Source organism: Variovorax sp. dw_954 (assembly GCF_018449755.1).
Lineage (GTDB): Bacteria > Pseudomonadota > Gammaproteobacteria > Burkholderiales > Burkholderiaceae_C > Variovorax.
Genome location: NZ_JAAVVD010000002.1, coordinates 391,179 through 407,442, shown reverse-complemented (window position 1 = coordinate 407,442; position 16,264 = coordinate 391,179). Strand labels below are relative to the sequence as shown.

At 65.8% G+C, this 16,264-nt stretch carries 14 protein-coding genes; 2 read left to right on the top strand and 12 right to left on the bottom strand.

Translation table 11 applies throughout. The features are described 5' to 3' along the window. Positions 1-23: 23 nt before the first annotated feature. From HB681_RS05020 to HB681_RS04970, 11 genes are all read right to left on the bottom strand, one after another. Entirely contained in the window at positions 24-302 is a 279-nt protein-coding gene (locus HB681_RS05020; protein ID WP_213953666.1) for a hypothetical protein, read from the bottom strand. Positions 303-450: 148 nt separating this feature from the next. After that, entirely contained in the window at positions 451-1,860 is a 1,410-nt protein-coding gene (locus HB681_RS05015) for a CoA transferase (RefSeq protein ID WP_213953665.1), read from the bottom strand. Continuing rightward, positions 1,857-2,789: a dihydrodipicolinate synthase family protein gene (locus HB681_RS05010; RefSeq protein ID WP_213953664.1), complete on the bottom strand. Its 933-nt coding sequence runs from the start codon at positions 2,787-2,789 to the stop codon at positions 1,857-1,859. Before HB681_RS05010 ends, HB681_RS05015 begins: the two co-directional genes overlap by 4 nt. A 25-nt stretch (positions 2,790-2,814) precedes the next feature. Continuing rightward, the gene (gene yjfF, locus HB681_RS05005) at positions 2,815-3,843 is read right to left on the bottom strand and encodes a galactofuranose ABC transporter, permease protein YjfF (protein WP_213953663.1); all 1,029 of its coding nucleotides are present in this window, start codon (positions 3,841-3,843) and stop codon (positions 2,815-2,817) included. Further along, positions 3,840-4,850, bottom strand: a complete 1,011-nt coding sequence (locus HB681_RS05000; RefSeq protein ID WP_256734818.1) for an ABC transporter permease — start codon at positions 4,848-4,850, stop codon at positions 3,840-3,842. Before HB681_RS05000 ends, yjfF begins: the two co-directional genes overlap by 4 nt. Positions 4,851-4,878: 28 nt before the next feature. Next, positions 4,879-6,396, bottom strand: coding sequence for a sugar ABC transporter ATP-binding protein (locus HB681_RS04995; RefSeq protein WP_213953661.1), 1,518 nt, complete (start codon positions 6,394-6,396; stop codon positions 4,879-4,881). A gap of 362 nt (positions 6,397-6,758) precedes the next feature. Next, positions 6,759-7,982, bottom strand: coding sequence for a multiple monosaccharide ABC transporter permease (mmsB, locus tag HB681_RS04990; protein ID WP_213953660.1), 1,224 nt, complete (start codon positions 7,980-7,982; stop codon positions 6,759-6,761). Further along, positions 7,972-9,516, bottom strand: a complete 1,545-nt coding sequence (gene mmsA, locus HB681_RS04985) for a multiple monosaccharide ABC transporter ATP-binding protein (protein WP_213953659.1) — start codon at positions 9,514-9,516, stop codon at positions 7,972-7,974. The genes mmsB and mmsA overlap by 11 nt, the downstream gene beginning before the upstream one ends. Positions 9,517-9,560: 44 nt before the next feature. Beyond that, positions 9,561-10,634, bottom strand: coding sequence for a multiple monosaccharide ABC transporter substrate-binding protein (chvE, locus tag HB681_RS04980; protein WP_213953658.1), 1,074 nt, complete (start codon positions 10,632-10,634; stop codon positions 9,561-9,563). Positions 10,635-10,740: 106 nt separating this feature from the next. Further along, complete coding sequence (locus tag HB681_RS04975) at positions 10,741-11,703, bottom strand: ABC transporter substrate-binding protein (RefSeq protein ID WP_213953657.1); 963 nt, start codon at positions 11,701-11,703, stop codon at positions 10,741-10,743. A 53-nt stretch (positions 11,704-11,756) separates the two neighbouring features. Further along, positions 11,757-13,208 carry an aldehyde dehydrogenase family protein gene (locus tag HB681_RS04970; protein ID WP_213953656.1) on the bottom strand — a complete coding sequence of 484 codons (1,452 nt, stop codon included), beginning with the start codon at positions 13,206-13,208 and terminating at the stop codon, positions 11,757-11,759. Between the two features lie 88 nt (positions 13,209-13,296). On the opposite strand from HB681_RS04970, the gene HB681_RS04965 reads away from it, so the two are divergent. Continuing rightward, positions 13,297-14,256, top strand: coding sequence for a LysR family transcriptional regulator (locus HB681_RS04965; RefSeq protein WP_213953655.1), 960 nt, complete (start codon positions 13,297-13,299; stop codon positions 14,254-14,256). A 127-nt stretch (positions 14,257-14,383) separates the two neighbouring features. Next, on the top strand, positions 14,384-15,307 hold the full coding sequence (locus HB681_RS04960) for an SMP-30/gluconolactonase/LRE family protein (RefSeq protein WP_213953654.1): 924 nt from the start codon (positions 14,384-14,386) through the stop codon (positions 15,305-15,307). Between the two features lie 78 nt (positions 15,308-15,385). Here the strand turns inward: HB681_RS04960 and HB681_RS04955 are convergent, their stop codons facing one another. Next, positions 15,386-16,228 carry a hypothetical protein gene (locus HB681_RS04955; RefSeq protein ID WP_213953653.1) on the bottom strand — a complete coding sequence of 281 codons (843 nt, stop codon included), beginning with the start codon at positions 16,226-16,228 and terminating at the stop codon, positions 15,386-15,388. Positions 16,229-16,264: the final 36 nt, after the last annotated feature.

Sequence of the window (16,264 nt, the reverse complement as noted above, 5' to 3'; positions counted from 1 at the left end):
GAGGGTGCGAGCCCGCGATCGGGCTACTGTTTCGCCGCTCGCGCGACCGCGGCTTCCAGCACTTCGATGCTTGACGGACTCAGCTTCTGCCGACGCGCCTCGGCCTGCAGCAGTGCGGGGCCGGTGTCGCCGGCCAGTTCTTCGAGTTGCGCCATCAGTTCGCGGCGGCGTCGCACGAGGACCAGGGTCGGGGTCTCGCGCCCTCGGCGGAAGCGCACGAACAGGAGCGCTGCTGCAACCAGCATCACGACCACGCCGCCCCACACCAGCCAATTCGATATCAACGCATCCAAAACTGCCACTCCCGACTTCAAACTCGATTCAGGCAGTGGTTATAGGACCAAAGTTCGCGCGAACGACGCTGCTGAAACCGACCGTTACCCATTGCCTGCGCTCAACGAGGGATCCCGTGTTCGATCGCACGGAAGAGCGAGCAGGCGCGCCAAGCCTTCAGTGCGCCGTCGAGGGCCAGGTGGGCGGATGACTGCCCGGCGGCATCGCCAGTCGCGACCACCCGGCAGGCGTGCGGGACAGTCGTGCGCTGTGACGCAGGGCAGCGAGCCGACCAAAGCCGGAATCCGTGGTGTCGACCTGCGCCTGCCAGTCGGGCCGGGTCGCCGAAAGTCCACCCGGCACGCGACCGAGCGAGCGCAGCCACTGCCCGGTCTGTGCCAGCGACACCTGCACATGCCAGCTGCCGCCCTCGCGTTGCTGTCGCACTGTGGCCGCCGCGGCGCCGAAGGCCATCAGGTAGCCCGTGGCCTCGTCGAGGATCTGCATCGGCATGGGACGCGGCTTGCCGTCGCCCGCGGCCTCGCCCTCCGCATGGTTGAAGCCCATGGCGGTCTGCACCAGCGAATCGAAGCCGCGGCGGCCGGCCCATGGGCCTTGCGTTCCATAGGCCGTGAGGGAGACGTAGACGATGCCGGGTCGCAGTCGCGCGACTTCTTCGGCGCCCCAGCCCAGCGCCTGCAGGCCGCCGGGTCGATAGCCTTGCGTGAACACATGGGCATCGGCGACGAGGCGCCGCATCGCATCGCGGCCGGTGTCGCTGTGCAGGTCGATGTGCGCGCTGAGCTTGCCGCGGCTGGTGTCGGCGATGGCGGAGATGTTGGGCAGCTTCGGCGAGTTGACGAGCATCACGTCCGCGCCGTGGGCCGCGAGCGCCTTGCCGCCCACAGGGCCGGCGAGGATGCGCGTGAGGTCGAGCACGCGGAGCCCGGTCAGGGGGCGCTGGTCTTCGCGCAGAGGCGGCAAGGTCAGCGGCGGCGCATCGCCGATGCGTTCGATGGTGAACAGCGGCTGCGCGGCGATGGCGCGGCCTTGCGGTGTCGCATCCCACTCGTCGAAGCGCCGCAACGCCGTGGCGACGAGCTTGCGCGCCGCCGCGGCTTCCTCGAAGTCGAGCGCACGCCAGCCGAGCATGGCCTGCTCCGCATCGGCGCGTTGGGCCGTCCTGGGATCGAGGCCCAGAAGACGCAACGCGCCTCCACGGTGGTGCGCAAAGTTGGCATGCACGCGCACGTGACCATCGGCGCAACGGTAGAGTCCCGAGAACGCATCCCACGCATCGGGCACCTTGCCGTCGATGCTGAACCAACCGGTGCATTCGATGGCGGCCTCGCGCATGTCGACCGCGACCTGCTGGCGCGCAGCGCCGCGCACGTGGCCCAGCTCGCAGGCCGCGAGTGCCGCCGCGGCGGCGGTGGCTTGCGCAGCAGCGCCCACCGCAAAGGAGGAAGGAAAGACCGGATCGGCGCCGGTCAGGCTGGCAAGGCGCAATGCCTCTGCGGGCATTCCTGCCAGCGACCACAGGTCGTCCAGGACCTCGGGACCGTTCAGCAGCGGCGCTTCATTCATCGACCCCAGCGTAGCACCAGGGGATCGAGGCGTTTCGCCACTTCCAGCAATCCCGCGCGCGTGTCGGGGTGCATCGACGGCCAGGGATGACGCGGCGCATCGCTTTTGATCACGCCACCCTCCTTCATCAGCGTCTTGGCGGCCAGGAAGCCGGCCTGCCGGTTCTCGTAGTTGATGAGCGGCAGCCACTTCTCGTAGATCGCATAGGCCTTCTCGCGGTCGCCGGCGCGGTGCGCCTCGATGATCGGACGGATGCCGTCCATGTAGCCGCCGCCGGTCATCGATCCCGTGGCGCCGGCGTCCAGGTCGGACATGAGCGTGATGGCTTCCTCGCCATCCCACGGGCCTTCGATGGCCTCGCCGCCGAGGCGGATCAACTCGCGCAGCTTGGAGGCGGCGCCGGCGGTCTCGATCTTGAAGTACGCGAGATTCTCGATTTGCTGGGCCATGCGTGCGAGCAGCGCCGCCGACAGCGGCGTGCCGGCCGCGGGCGCGTCCTGGACCATGATGGGAATGCCGATCGCGTCCGACAGGCGCGCGTAGAACTCCTCGATCTTTGCTTCCGGCACGCGGAAGGTCGCGCCGTGGTACGGCGGCATCACCATCACCATGGCCGCACCCATGTCCTGCGCGCGGCGGCTGCGTTCGGCGCACACCTTGGTGCTGAAGTGCGTGGTCGTCACGATCACCGGCACGCGGCCCGCGACATGTTCGAGCGCCGTGCGGGTGAGCACCTCGCGCTCCTCGTCCGACAACAGGAACTGCTCCGAGAAATTGGCCAGGATGCAGAGGCCGTCGGAGCCGGTGTCGATCATGAAATCGAGGCAGCGCTTCTGGCTTTCGAGGTCGAGTTCACCCGCCTCGTTGAAGGTGGTCGGGACGACCGGGAAGATGCCGCGGAAGCGCGGATTAGAACGGGTGTGGGTCATGGATGCAGGAGTCCGTTGGGGAAGGTCAGCGCCCTGGCGTGCGCGAGGTGAAGAAGCGTTGCAGCAGGCAGAAGACGAACAGCAAGGCCCCGACGACGATGCGCGTCCACCAGGAGCTCAGCGTGCCGTCGAAGGAGATCAGCGTCTGGATGATGCCCAGCATCAGTACGCCGAACAGCGTGCCGGCCACGTAGCCGACGCCGCCCGTGAGCAAGGTGCCGCCGATCACCACGGCCGCGATGGCATCCAGCTCCAGCCCGACCGCATGCAGCCCGTAGCCCGAGAGCATGTAGAAGGTGAAGATCACGCCCGCCAGCGCCGAGCAGAAGCCCGAGAGCGTGTAGACGCCGATCAAGGTCGAGCGCACCGGCAGCCCCATCAGCAGGGCCGAGTTCTCGCTGCCGCCGATGGCATATACCGTGCGCCCGAACGGCGTGCAATGCGCGACGAAGATGGCCACCAGCACGACCACGATCGCGATCACCGCACTGATCGACACGGAAGCATCGCCCCACACCGGAATACGAATCTGCGAGACCTGCGTGTACCACTCGTTCTGGATGCTGACCGAGTCGATGCTGATCACGTAGCAAAGCCCGCGTGCCAGGAACATGCCGGCCAGCGTCACGATGAAGGGCTGCAGCCGAAAGCGCTGGATCAGCAGGCCCATGAAGGCGCCGAACGCCGTGCCCATCAGCAGCACCAGCGGAATCACGGCAAGCGGGCTCCAGCCGTGCTTCTCGACCAGCGAGGCCGACACCATCGTGGTCAGCGCGATGACCGACCCCACCGAAAGATCGATGCCGCCCGAGAGGATCACGAAGGTCATGCCCACCGCGACCACGATGAGGAAGGCGTTGTCGATCAGCAGGTTCAGGAACACCTGCGCCGAGAAGAAGCCCGTGTACATCACCGAGCCAAGCGAAGCCATCACGACGAACAGCGAGATGGTCGCCGCCAGCGGCCAGTACTTCGGATTCAGCTTCCCCCTCCCTCTCCCGCGCGCGGGAGAGGGCCGGGGTGAGGGAGAGTCTTTGCTCAACACCGCACTCATCGCAAATCCCCCAACGCCGGCCTTTGCACCAGCCCCCGCACCGTCGCCCGAAACTCCGCCGACTGCATCAGCATCACCAGGAACACCACCACCGCCTTCACCACGAGATTGATCTCCGGCGGCACGCCCAGCGAATAGATCGCGTAGGTCAGCGTCTGGATGATCAACGCCCCGATCACGCTTCCCACCAGGCTGAAGCGCCCGCCCGTCAGCGCCGTGCCGCCAAGCGTCACCGCCAGGATCGCATCCAGCTCCAGCAGTTGCCCGGCGTTGTTGCCGTCCGCGCTCTTCACGTTCGAGCTGATCAGCAAGCCCGCGATCCCCGCGCACGTGCCGCAGAACGCATAGGCCCCCACGATGAGTCGCCGTGCCTGGATGCCCGACACGCGCGCTGCCGTCGGATTGATGCCCACCGCCTGGATGAACAGGCCCAGCGCCGTGCGGGTGATGGCCAGGTAGAGCAGCGCGAACACCGCCGCCGCGATGTACACGGAGAACGGCAGCCCCAGGAGGTAGCCGCTGCCCAGGAAGAAATACGGCGCGTAGTAGATCGTGATGATCTGCCCTTCGGTAATGAGCTGCGCGATGCCGCGCCCCGCCACCATCAGGATCAGCGTCGCGATGATCGGCTGCATGCCGACCTTGGCGACCAGCAGCCCGTTCCACAGGCCGCAAACCAAGGCCAGCGCCACCGCGGAGACAAGTGCCAGCCACATCGGAAAGCGGCTCACATCCGGCTTGACCGAGCCGCCGATCATCCAGGCCGCCAGCGCCGCCGCGATCGCCACCACCGCGCCCACCGAGATGTCGATGCCCCGCGTCGCGATCACCAGCGTCATGCCCAGCGACACCAGCACCAGCGGCGCGGCGCGGTTCAGGATGTCGATGAGGCTGCCGTACAGATGCCCGTTGCGCACTTCGATGTGCAGGAAGCTCGCGTTGAACGCCGTGTTCAGCGCGAGCAGCAGGAACAGCGTGACCAGCGGCCACGCGAGGCGGTGCTTCATCAAGGCATTGAAAAGGCTAGACTTTGCTTCAGGCATGTTCGGCCGCGATCATTTCGTACACGTCGTCTTCGCTCGCGCCGCCGGGCAGTTCGCCCACCTTGCGCCGGTCGCGCAGCACCACGATGCGGTGCGCCACGCGCACCACCTCGCTCATTTCCGACGAGATGAACAGCACCGCCATGCCTGCTTGCGCCAGCTTGAGGATCTGCTCCATGATTTCCTGCTTGGCCGCCACGTCGATGCCGCGCGTCGGCTCGTCGAGGATCAGGAGGCGCGGCTCGGTCGCGAGCCAGCGCGCGATCATGGCCTTCTGCTGGTTGCCGCCTGAGAGCAGCCCGATGGGCGTCTCCACGCTGGTCGTCTTGATGCCCAGCGAAACGACAAACTTCTCCGCCAGCGCCGTCTGCTCCGCCTTCGACAGGAAGCGCCGCGCGCCCAGCCGCGCCTGCAACGCCAGCGCGATGTTCTCGCGCAATGACAACTCGGCCACGATGCCGTCGGTCTTGCGCTCCTCGGGGCACAAGGCCAGCCCCTGCTGGATCGCATCGACAGGGTTCGCGAACCTGACCATCCTGCCGTCGATCTTCAGCACGCCGCGGTCGGGCGCTTCCAGCCCGAACAGCAGCCGCGCCAGCTCCGTGCGGCCTGCCCCCAACAAGCCCGCCAGTCCCACGATCTCACCGGCCTGCACGCGCAGGTCCATCGGCTGCAGTTGCCCGGCCTGCCCGATCTCCTCCGCCTGCAGCAGCGCGGTCGCGGAGTCGTCGAATGAAGGCAGCGCGGCAGGCCGCGCCGACTGCGCCGCCAGTTCACGCCCGAGCATGGCCGCGATCAGCGCCTGCGAGCCCAGTTCGCTCGCGCGCCACTCGCCCACCCATGCGCCGTTGCGCAGCACCGTGATGCGGTCCGACACGGCATAAACCTGGTTGAGAAAGTGCGTGACGAAGACGATCGCCAGGCCTTCTCCACGCAGGCGCCGCAGCACCTCGAACAGCTTGTGCACCTCGTCGTCGTCCAGGCTCGACGTCGGCTCGTCGAGGATCAGCACCTTCGACTGCACGCCCAGCGCACGCGCGATCGCGACCATCTGCTGCACCGCCACCGAGTAGCTCGACAGCAGGCGCGTCACGTCGATGTCGAGCCCGATGCGCGCCAGCAGCTCGGTGGCCTGGCGATTCACCATCGCCCAGTCGATGCGAAAACCCTGTGCCGCACCGCGACGCGGATAGCGTCCGGCAAAGACGTTCTCCGCGACCGAGAGATTCGGGCACAGGTTCACCTCCTGGTAGACCGTGCTGATGCCCAGCTTCTGTGCCTCCAGCGGCGACGACGGCCGGATCGTTTCGCCACCCAGCCGCATCTCGCCGCCGCTCGAAGGGAACACGCCCGTGAGCACCTTGATCAAGGTCGACTTGCCCGCACCGTTCTGCCCCATCAGCGCATGGATCTCGCCGGGATACAGCCGCAACTGCACGTCGCGCAGCACGCTGACGCCGGAAAATTCCTTGGCGATGCCGGTGAGTTCGAGGACCGGAGAAATTTGCATCTCAGTTTTTCACCGCGCTGAGCGCCACAACCGCGACGCATGAAGCCCGTTCGTGGGCGCGGTCCGAGGGTGGTGGGTATCCCCCTCCGCGAATGTCCTCCGGCCTTCGGCCTCGTCCTTTATTTCGCTGCGGGGGACACCCACCACCCTCGGACCAGGACACGCCGCGTCGTGCCGGCCGATCGACGACAGCGCGTCCAGATCACGTCGATGGTGTGCTCCACGCAGCGAAACAAAGGAGGAGCTGCGGGAGCCGGCAGCCGCAGGCTGACGGCGGGGGACATTCGCGGAGTGGAGTACGCCGTCGGCGTGATCCCGCCCCCAGTCCGCAATCCCGGCTGGCAAGGAAACGAGGTTCATATTCACTTGTTCTTGTTGTACACGTCCACGAACACCGCGGCCAGCAACACCAGGCCCTTGATCACTTGCTGGTAGTCGATGCCGATGCCGAGGATCGACATGCCGTTGTTCATCACGCCCATCACGAAGGCGCCGATGACCGCACCCATCACCTTGCCCACGCCGCCCGATGCCGAGGCGCCGCCGATGAAGCAGGCCGCGATCACGTCCAGCTCGAAGCCCAGCCCGGCCTTCGGCGTCGCCGTGTTCAGCCGCGCGGCGAACACCAGCCCGGCCAGCGCCGCCAGCACGCCCATGTTCACGAAGGTCAGGAACGCGAGCCGCTGCGTCTTGATGCCCGACAGCCGCGCCGCCTTCTCGTTGCCGCCCAGCGCATAGATGCGCCGGCCCACCGTGGTGCGGTTGGTGACGAAGTCGTAGGCCACGATCAGCACCGTCATCACGATCAACACGTTCGGCAGGCCCTTGTACGACGCCAGCAGGTAGCTCAGGTAGAGCACCACGCCGGCGAAGAACAGGTTCTTGACCAGGAAAAAGGCGTAGGGCTCCTGCGCCATCCCATGCTGCGCCAGCTTGGCGCGACCCCGCAGCGCGACGAACATCATGGCCGCCGCCGCGACCGCGCCCAGCACGACCGAGGTGGTGCGCATCGACTCCCCGCCCAGCACGTCGGGAATGAAGCCCGAGCTGAGCCGCTGGAACGCCTCCGGAAACGGCCCGACCGATTGCCCTGCCAGCAACGCCAGCGACAAGCCCTTGAACACCAGCATGCCCGCCAGCGTCACGATGAACGACGGGATGCGGAAGTACGCGACGAAGTACCCCTGCGAAGCACCGATGACGCCGCCCGCGATGAGGCAGACGATCGTCGTCGGCACGAAGTGCCAGTCGTACTCCACCATCAGCACCGCCGCCAGCGCACCGATGAAGCCGCACACCGAGCCCACCGACAGGTCGATGTGCCCGGCCACGATCACCAGCAGCATGCCCAGCGCCATGATGACGATGTAGCTGTTCTGCAGCAGCAGGTTGGTGAGGTTCAACGGCCGCATCAGCGTGCCGTCGGTCAGCACCTGGAACAGCACCATGATCGCGACCAGCGAGATCAGCATCCCGTATTCGCGCAGGTTGTTCTTGATGAAGCCGGTGCCGGAAGCCGCCGCGCCCGTTGGTACGGCAGGCGCCGCGGCCGTGGGCGCGATGGCCCCTTTCACTTCACTCGTCATGGACTGAACTCCCCGAATTGACAATGGCCCGCATGATCTTTTCCTGCGTGGCCTCCCCGGCCACGTACTCGGCGACGAAGCGCCCTTCGTTCATCACGTAGATGCGATCGCACATGCCCAGCAGCTCCGGCATCTCCGACGAGATCATCAGGATGCCCTTGCCCTCGCTCGCAAGTTGGTCGACGATGGTGTAGATCTCGTACTTGGCGCCCACGTCGATGCCGCGCGTGGGCTCGTCGAGCATGAGCAGCTCGGGCTTGGCGAAGAGCCACTTGCTCAGCACCACCTTCTGCTGGTTGCCGCCCGACAGGTTGACCACCTGCTGGTACACGTCGGAGCAGCGGATGTTGAGCGCCTTGCGGTAGTTGGCCGCCACCTGGTACTCGCGCCCCTCGTCGATCACCATGGCGCTGGACACCGCCTCCAGGTTGGCGAGGCTGATGTTGGTCTTGATGTCTTCCTCCAGCACCAGGCCGTAGCCCTTGCGGTCCTCGGTGACGTAGGCGATGCCGTGGTCGATGGCCTTGCGGATGGTGCTCAGGTCGACTTCCTTGCCGTGCATCAGGGCCGTGCCGCTGATTTTCTGCCCGTAGGAGCGACCGAACACGCTCATCGCGAACTCGGTGCGCCCGGCCCCCATGAGACCGGCGATGCCGACGATCTCGCCCTTGCGCACATGCAGGTTCACGCCCTTGATCTGCTCGCGGTCGGCGTGCAGCTCGTGATGGACGCGCCAGTCGCGCACCTCGAAGATGGTCTCCCCGATCTTCGGCGTGCGTTGCGGATAGCGGTGCGCCATGTCGCGCCCGACCATGCCGCGGATGATGCGGTCCTCGCTGATCGCGGTGTTGCGGCAGTCCATCGTCTCGACGGTGCCGCCGTCGCGCAGCACGGTGATGGAGTCGGCCACCTTGGCAATCTCGTTGAGCTTGTGCGAGATGATGATCGACGAGATGCCCTGCGCCTTCAGGCCGAGCAGCAGCATCAGCAGCGCGTCGCTGTCGCTTTCGTTCAGGCTAGCGGTGGGCTCGTCGAGGATCAGCAGCTTGACCTCCTTCGACAAGGCCTTGGCAATCTCCACCAGTTGCTGCTTGCCCACGCCCAGGTTGGTGATGAGCGCGGTCGGCTGCTCGTGCAGGCCCACCTTGGCGAGCAGCTCGCGCGTCCGCGCATAGGCCTCGAACCAGTCGATCACGCCGCCGCGCGCCGTCTCGTTGCCGAGGAAGATGTTCTCGGCAATGGACAGCAGCGGCACCAGCGCCAGCTCCTGGTGGATGATGATGATGCCGAGCTTCTCGCTGTCGGCAATGCTCTTGAAGCGCCGGAGCTGGCCTTCGTAGTGGATCTCGCCGGTGTAGGTGTCGGCGGGGTAGACCCCGCTGAGCACCTTCATCAGCGTCGACTTGCCGGCGCCGTTTTCCCCGACGACCGCATGGATCTCCCCCGCGCGCACCGCGAGGTTGACGTTGTCGAGAGCGTTCACCCCCGGAAACGTCTTGGTGATGCCGCGCATCTCCAGGATGTTGTCGCTCATTCTTCTCTCCCGTCTTCCTCGCAGGGATCAGGCAGGCGAAGGCCTTACTTGACCTGCGCCTCGGTGTAGTAGCCGCTGTCGATCAGCACCTGCTTCCAGTTGCTGATGTCCACGCTCACCGGCTTCAGCAGGTAGGAGGGAACGACCTTCACGCCGTTGTTGTAGGTCTTGGTGTCGTTGACTTCAGGCGTCTTGCCCGAGGCCATGGCTTCCACCATCGCCACCGTCACCTTGGCCAGCTCGCGCGTGTCCTTGAAGATGGTGGAGGTCTGTTCCTTGCGCAGGATCGACTTGACTGAAGGCACTTCCGCGTCCTGGCCCGTCACCACCGGCATCGGCTGCGAAGCCGAGCCGTAGCCCACGCCCTTGAGCGAGGACAGGATGCCGATCGACAGGCCGTCATATGGCGACAGCACCGCGTCCACGCGGTCCTTGGTGTAGTAGGCCGACAGCAGGTTGTCCATGCGCGCCTGCGCCACCGCGCCGTCCCAGCGCAGCGTGCCGACCTTGTCCATGCCCATCTGCTTGCTGCGCACCACCAGCTTGCCGCTCTTGATGTAGGGGTCGAGCACCGACATCGCGCCGTTGTAGAAGAAGAAGGCGTTGTTGTCGTCCGGCGAGCCGCCGAAGAGTTCGATATTGAATGGGCCCTTGCCTTCCTTCAGCTTGAGCGATTTCTCGATGGATTGCGCTTGAAGGACGCCGACCTGGAAGTTATCGAAGGTGGCGTAGTAGTCGACGTTCTTCGAGCCCTTGATGAGGCGGTCATAGGCGATGACCTTCACGCCTTTGTCAGCAGCCTTTTGAAGCACGTCGGACAGCGTGGTGCCGTCGATGGCTGCAATCACCAGCACCTTGGAGCCTTTCGTCACCATGTTCTCGATCTGCGCCAGTTGGTTCGGAATGTCGTCGTCCGCGTACTGCAAATCGGTCTTGTAGCCCTTCTCCTTGAAGTACTTGACCATGTTGTTGCCGTCGGCGATCCAGCGGGCCGAGGACTTCGTCGGCATCGAGATCGCGATCGGACCCTTGTCCTGCGCCTGCGCGAGCGAGGCCACGCCGATGAGGCCCGTGGCGGCGATGCCGGCAAGCAGGGTCTTGAGGAAAGTGCGTTTCATGAAAGTTCTCCTTGGGGTGTGTGTTGTGAGTTGTACTGCGGGCTGCGATTCTCGTTCCGTTAACAGCCGCGGAACCGGCTTTCACCGGGCCGCGGATGGCCAGGTATCAATACTTCCGTGACGGGAATTCCTTGGCAGCCACTTCCATCGGGAAGATGCCTTCTTCCGTCACGATGCGCTTGGGCAGCGACTTGCCGGCCTTGATGTCCTTCACGGCGCTCATCAGTTGCGGGCCGAGCAGCGGGCTGCATTCCACCGAGACGTTCAGCTTGCCCGCGATCATGGCTTCGAAGGCGCCCTTTACCGCATCGATCGAGATGATGATGATGTCCTTGGCCGGCTTGAGGCCCGCTTCCTCGATGGCCTGGATCGCGCCGATGGCCATGTCGTCGTTGTGCGCGAAGAGCACATTGATGTTCTTGTCCGCCTTGAGGAAGGCTTCCATCACCTCCTTGCCCTTGGCGCGGGTGAAGTCGCCGGTCTGCGAGCGGGTGATCTTGAACTTGGGGTCGGCCTTGATGATTTCCTCGAAGCCCTTCTTGCGGTCGATGGCCGGTGCGGAGCCCACGGTGCCCTGCAGCTCGACGATGTTGATCGGACCCTTGTTGTCCTTCATCTTCTCGACCAGCCACTTGCCGGCCTTGCGGCCTTCCTCGATGAAGTCGGAGCCCATGAAGGTCACGTAGAGCGAGGTGTCCTTCGAGTTGACCGAGCGGTCGGTCAGCACCACCGGGATCTTCGCGGCCTTGGCCTCCAGCAGCACCGTGTCCCAGCCGGTCTCGACGACGGGCGAGAACGCGATCACGTCGACCTTCTGCGCAATGTAGGAGCGGATGGCCTTGATCTGGTTCTCCTGCTTCTGCTGCGCGTCGGAGAACTTGAGGTCGATGCCCGCCGCGGCGGCCGAGGACTTGATCGACTCCGTGTTGGCCGTGCGCCATTCGCTTTCAGCGCCGACCTGGGCGAAGCCGAGCACGATCTTGTTTTGCGCAAAGGCAGCGGCCGGGAGCAGGCCCGTGAGCGATGCGGAGGCAAGTGCCTTGGTCAGGGTGCGGCGTGTCAGTTTCATGGTGATGTTCTCCTGGTTGGCGTAGTGACAAAAATGTTCGACCCCGGTCACGATCAGGCCAGCATGTAGCCCGTCTTGACCGAGGTGTAGAACTCCGCTGCGTAACGGCCCTGCTCGCGCGGGCCGTAACTCGATCCTTTGCGCCCGCCGAAGGGCACGTGGTAGTCCACACCCGCCGTCGGCAGGTTGACCATCGTCATGCCGACCCGGGCATGGCGCCTGAAGTGCATCGCGTGCTTGAGCGAGGTGGTGCAGATGCCCGCGCAGAGACCGAAGGGCGTGTCGTTGGCCAGGGCCAGCGCATGCTCGTAGTCGTCGGCCCGCAACACACAGGCGATCGGCCCGAAGATTTCCTCGCGCGCCACGCGGTGCTCGGGCTTTGCAAGGAACAGCGCCGGGCTCATGAAGTGGCCGACCGTTGCGCGCTGCAGGGGCTCGCCGCCAAACAGGTGCTCCGCGCCCTCTTCCCGCGCAATGGTCATCCACGCGAGGTTCTGCGCCAGTTGTGCACGACTGACCACAGGGCCGATGTGGACGCCCGGTTCCACCGCATGGCCGACGCGCAGGGCCGCCATGCGATCGCGCAGCCGCGCCACGAAGGCATCGAACACCTTGGCCTCGACCACCAGCCGGCTCGATGCCGTGCAGCGCTGGCCGGTCGAGTAGTAGGCGCCCTGCACGGCGCAATCGACCGCCTTGTCGAGGTCGGCATCGGCCAGCACCACCAGCGGGTTCTTGCCGCCCATCTCCAGTTGCACCTTGGCGCGCCGCGCGGTGGCCCCCTGCAGCACGCGCTCGCCCGTCTCCACCGAACCGGTGAAGCTCAAGGCATCGACCAGGGGGCTGTCGACCAATGTCTGGCCCACTTCACGCCCGCTGCCCATGACCAGGTTGAAGGCGCCCGCCGGCAAGGCCGCACGGCTGATGATGTCCGCCAGCGCCCAGCCGCAGCCTGGCACCAGTTCGGCCGGTTTGAACACCACGGTGTTCCCATAGGCCAGCGCCGGCGCGATCTTCCAGGCCGGTATCGCCAGCGGGAAGTTCCACGGCGCGATCAGCCCGACCACGCCGACCGGCTCGCGCGTCACATCGACATGCACGCCGGGCCGTACCGAGGCCATGCTTTCACCGCCCGCGCGCAAGGCCTCGCCAGCGAAGAACTTGAAGATCTGCCCGGCCCGCGTGGCCTCGGCAACGGCCTCCGGCAGGGTCTTGCCCTCCTCGCGTGCGAGCAGCAGGCCGAGCTGATCCTTGCGCGCGAGGATCTCGCTGCCGATCTGGTCGAGCACGTCCGCGCGACGCTGCGGCGTGGAATGGCTCCAGTGCCGGAACGCATCGGACGCGGCGCGGATCGCCAGCTCGGTCTGGATACGGTCGGCCCGGGCATATTCGGCCACCACCTCGCTGGTGTCCGAAGGGTTCTCGCTCAGGCCGGTGGTCACGCCTGTCTCCCAACGGCCATTGATGTAATGGCGGGCGCGTTGGGTGAGGTCACTGCGTTTCAAAGTGGCGCGAGTGTAGGAATGCCACCAATATCTTTCAAATCGTAAATTGGGTTGAATCGATACCAATTTCAGCATTGACGTTTACCCCATGACCAACTACACGCACTGGTTCATCCGTGCGCGACTCAAGACCCGGCAGCTGCTGCTGCTCGTGGCGCTGGCAGAAGAAGGCAACATCCACCGCGCCGCGCAGGTGCTCAACATGACCCAGCCGGCCGCATCCAAGCTGCTGAAGGACCTGGAGGACGTGCTGGAGGTGTCGCTGTTCGACCGGCTGCCGCGCGGCATGCGGCCGACCTGGTATGGCGAGACCATGATCCGGCATGCCCGCATCGCGCTAGCCACGCTGAACGAGGCGCACGATGAACTGAACGCGTTGAAGGCCGGCCGCTTTGGGCAGGTCAACGTCGGCGTGATCACCGCGCCCGGCCTGGCGCTGCTCCCCGGCGCGGTGGCCGCGGTCAAGCGCGAGCGACCGAACCTGCGCATCTCCGTCGAGATCGAGACCAGCCCGGTGCTGATGGAGCGGCTGGAGCAAGGCAAGCTCGACATCCTCGTGGCCCGCCTGTTCGCGGAGCACGACAAGTCCAAGCTGCGCTATGAAGCCCTGACCGAGGAACCGGTGTGCGCCCTGGTGCGCCCTGGCCATCCGCTGCTGGGCATGAGCGGGCTCACGCTGCGCGACGTGGTGTCGGCCGGCTGGATCGTGCCGCCCGCGGGCAGCGTGCTGCGCCACCGCTTCGACCTGATGTACCAGGAGGAAGGCCTGCCGCCACCGCTCAACGTGATCGAGAGCGCGGCCCTGCTGTTCATCACGCGCATGCTGCAGCAGAGCGACATGATCGCCGTGCTCGCGAGCGACGTGGCGCAGTACTACGCCTCACACGGCATCGTCGCCATCCTGCCGATCGAACTGCCCTGCCACATGGACATGTTCGGCATCATCACCCGCACCGACAGGCTGCTTTCGCCGGCGGCGAAGATCATGATGAATGCGTTGAAGAGCGAGAGCCTGGGCGTGTATGGGCGGCGGCTGGAGATGGATTGACCCACTACCGAACTCCCGCGGCGCCTGAAGGATCAAGCACTGTGCATGTTGATCATGCGCACCGGCCATCACGGTTCGGGCTGCTCTACGATTCGCGGCACCTCCTTGCCAACAGCACAACAACCGCATGAACTCGTCACTCACCGCCTTGCCACCCCCGACCCTGCTCGGCCCTATCGAATGCATCTGGCCCGCCGCCGCCGCGCTCGGCGAAGGCGCGTGCTGGTCGCAGCGCGAGCAAACCCTGTACTGGGTCGACATCCTGTCGCGCCGCCTGCATCGCTTCACGCCGGCTGATGGATCGCGCGAGAACTGGGAATTCGATCACGAAATCTCCGCCGTGGCCGAACGCGCGAGCCAGCCCGGCCTGATCGTGACGCTCCGGCGCGGCTTCGCCCTGTTCGACCCGGCCCGGCCGGATCGCCAGCCAGAGTACCTGCACCAGCCCGAGCCCGAACTCACGGCCAACCGCTTCAACGACGGCAAGTGCGACGCGCAAGGCCGCTTCTGGGGTGGCTCGATGGACAGGGACTGCGTGGCGCCGACCGGCTCGCTCTACCGCTACGACCCCGATGGCCGCTGCACCCGGCACGAGACCGGCATTGCCGTGAGCAACGGCCCGACCTGGTCGCTGGATGGCAAGGCGATGTACTTCAACGACACCGTGACTTCACGTGTCTACGCGTGGGACTTCGATACGGCCACGGGCAACTTGTCCAACAAGCGCCAGTGGCTACGCTTCGCCAAGGGCGACGGCTTCCCCGACGGCATGACCACCGATGCAGCCGGCCGCCTCTGGATCGCCCACTGGGGCGCCTCCTGCGTCACCTGCCACGACCCCGTGAGCGCTGCCGAGTTATACCGTCTGGTATTGCCCACGCGCCACATCACCACCTGTGCCTTTGGCGGGGCCGACATGTGCACGATGTTCATTACCAGCGCCACCAGCGGACTGACTGCCGAGCAACTGGAGGCGGAGCCGCTGGCTGGCGGGCTGTTTGCGGTGCGCATCGACGGCGGCGGCGTGGCGGCGAACCTGTTTGGCGGCTAGGAGACTCTGATCAGGTCCGCCGCGAGGACGCGCGCCTCGGCTCGGGATGGAACGCAAGGCGCAATCCACAGCCCTCGCCTACCAGCGCACCGTCGCCCCCACCATCGGCCCATTGAAGCGCAGGTTATCGACAGGCCCGCCGGACTTCATGTCGTACGACAGGTAGCGCCACATCGCGGTGAGTTCGATCGACGAGTAGGAATAGCTCACGCCGGCGGCTGCCTGATAGGTCAGGTGTGACTGGCCCGTGCCGGCGTCGAAGTAGAACGGTAGTGACCATCTTCCATTGCTGCCCATCGCGTAGCGGCCCTTGAGGCCGAAGATGCCGTCCCATTGCGTCTCGGTGCCCGAAGTGCCGCCGACACGGCCGACGGGCTGGAGCGAGCCCGCGTCGCCGAGGACGTTCCAGCGCATCGTGGGCTGCATCGCGAACATCCGGGCGCCGGCCAGCAGGTCCAGCGTCAGCACCGGCTCCGAAATCACGCGGTATTCGCCGCCCAGCGTCCAGACCGAGCCCTTGAGCCCCACGCTGAGGTCTGCTGCGCTGTTCAAGGGGATCGGGCCGCTACCGAGCGAGAAATCGCGGCTGTAGGGCTTGTCGCCCGCGAGGTTCAAGTACAGCACATCGCTGAATGCGCCCCAGCGCCCGTTGTGGACGCCGAAGGAACCCGAGAAGCTGAATTTCTGGGTGTCGGCGACCTGGCCGGCGTTGAACGCCAGGTTGGGGCCGCCGGGAGAAGTGGGCGCTTCGAACTGTCCGCCGAAGTTTGGCAGGTAGCCGTACACCGACAAGGAATAGCGCCACGCGTTCGGGTTGGCGTCGGCCGACACCGCCTGCGCATCGGCAAAGGCCGGCACCAGGGCAGCCAGCAAGACCGCCCCATGAATCGTCCGGTCGACCTTGAGTTTGGGGTGACTCATATTTGCATTCAACCACGCTGGATGCGGCGTGGCTAG

Bases quoted from the DNA above. Each gene is read 5' to 3' on its own strand.
- HB681_RS05015 (WP_213953665.1), bottom strand. From the start codon at position 1,860: ATGAATGAAGCGCCGCTGCTGAACGGTCCCGAGGTCCTGGACGACCTG.
- HB681_RS05010 (WP_213953664.1), bottom strand. From the start codon at position 2,789: ATGACCCACACCCGTTCTAATCCGCGCTTCCGCGGCATCTTCCCGGTC.
- yjfF (WP_213953663.1), bottom strand. From the start codon at position 3,843: ATGAGTGCGGTGTTGAGCAAAGACTCTCCCTCACCCCGGCCCTCTCCC.
- HB681_RS05000 (WP_256734818.1), bottom strand. From the start codon at position 4,850: ATGAAGCACCGCCTCGCGTGGCCGCTGGTCACGCTGTTCCTGCTGCTC.
- HB681_RS04995 (WP_213953661.1), bottom strand. From the start codon at position 6,396: ATGCAAATTTCTCCGGTCCTCGAACTCACCGGCATCGCCAAGGAATTT.
- mmsB (WP_213953660.1), bottom strand. From the start codon at position 7,982: ATGACGAGTGAAGTGAAAGGGGCCATCGCGCCCACGGCCGCGGCGCCT.
- mmsA (WP_213953659.1), bottom strand. From the start codon at position 9,516: ATGAGCGACAACATCCTGGAGATGCGCGGCATCACCAAGACGTTTCCG.
- chvE (WP_213953658.1), bottom strand. From the start codon at position 10,634: ATGAAACGCACTTTCCTCAAGACCCTGCTTGCCGGCATCGCCGCCACG.
- HB681_RS04975 (WP_213953657.1), bottom strand. From the start codon at position 11,703: ATGAAACTGACACGCCGCACCCTGACCAAGGCACTTGCCTCCGCATCG.
- HB681_RS04965 (WP_213953655.1), top strand. From the start codon at position 13,297: ATGACCAACTACACGCACTGGTTCATCCGTGCGCGACTCAAGACCCGG.
- HB681_RS04960 (WP_213953654.1), top strand. From the start codon at position 14,384: ATGAACTCGTCACTCACCGCCTTGCCACCCCCGACCCTGCTCGGCCCT.
- HB681_RS04955 (WP_213953653.1), bottom strand. From the start codon at position 16,228: ATGAGTCACCCCAAACTCAAGGTCGACCGGACGATTCATGGGGCGGTC.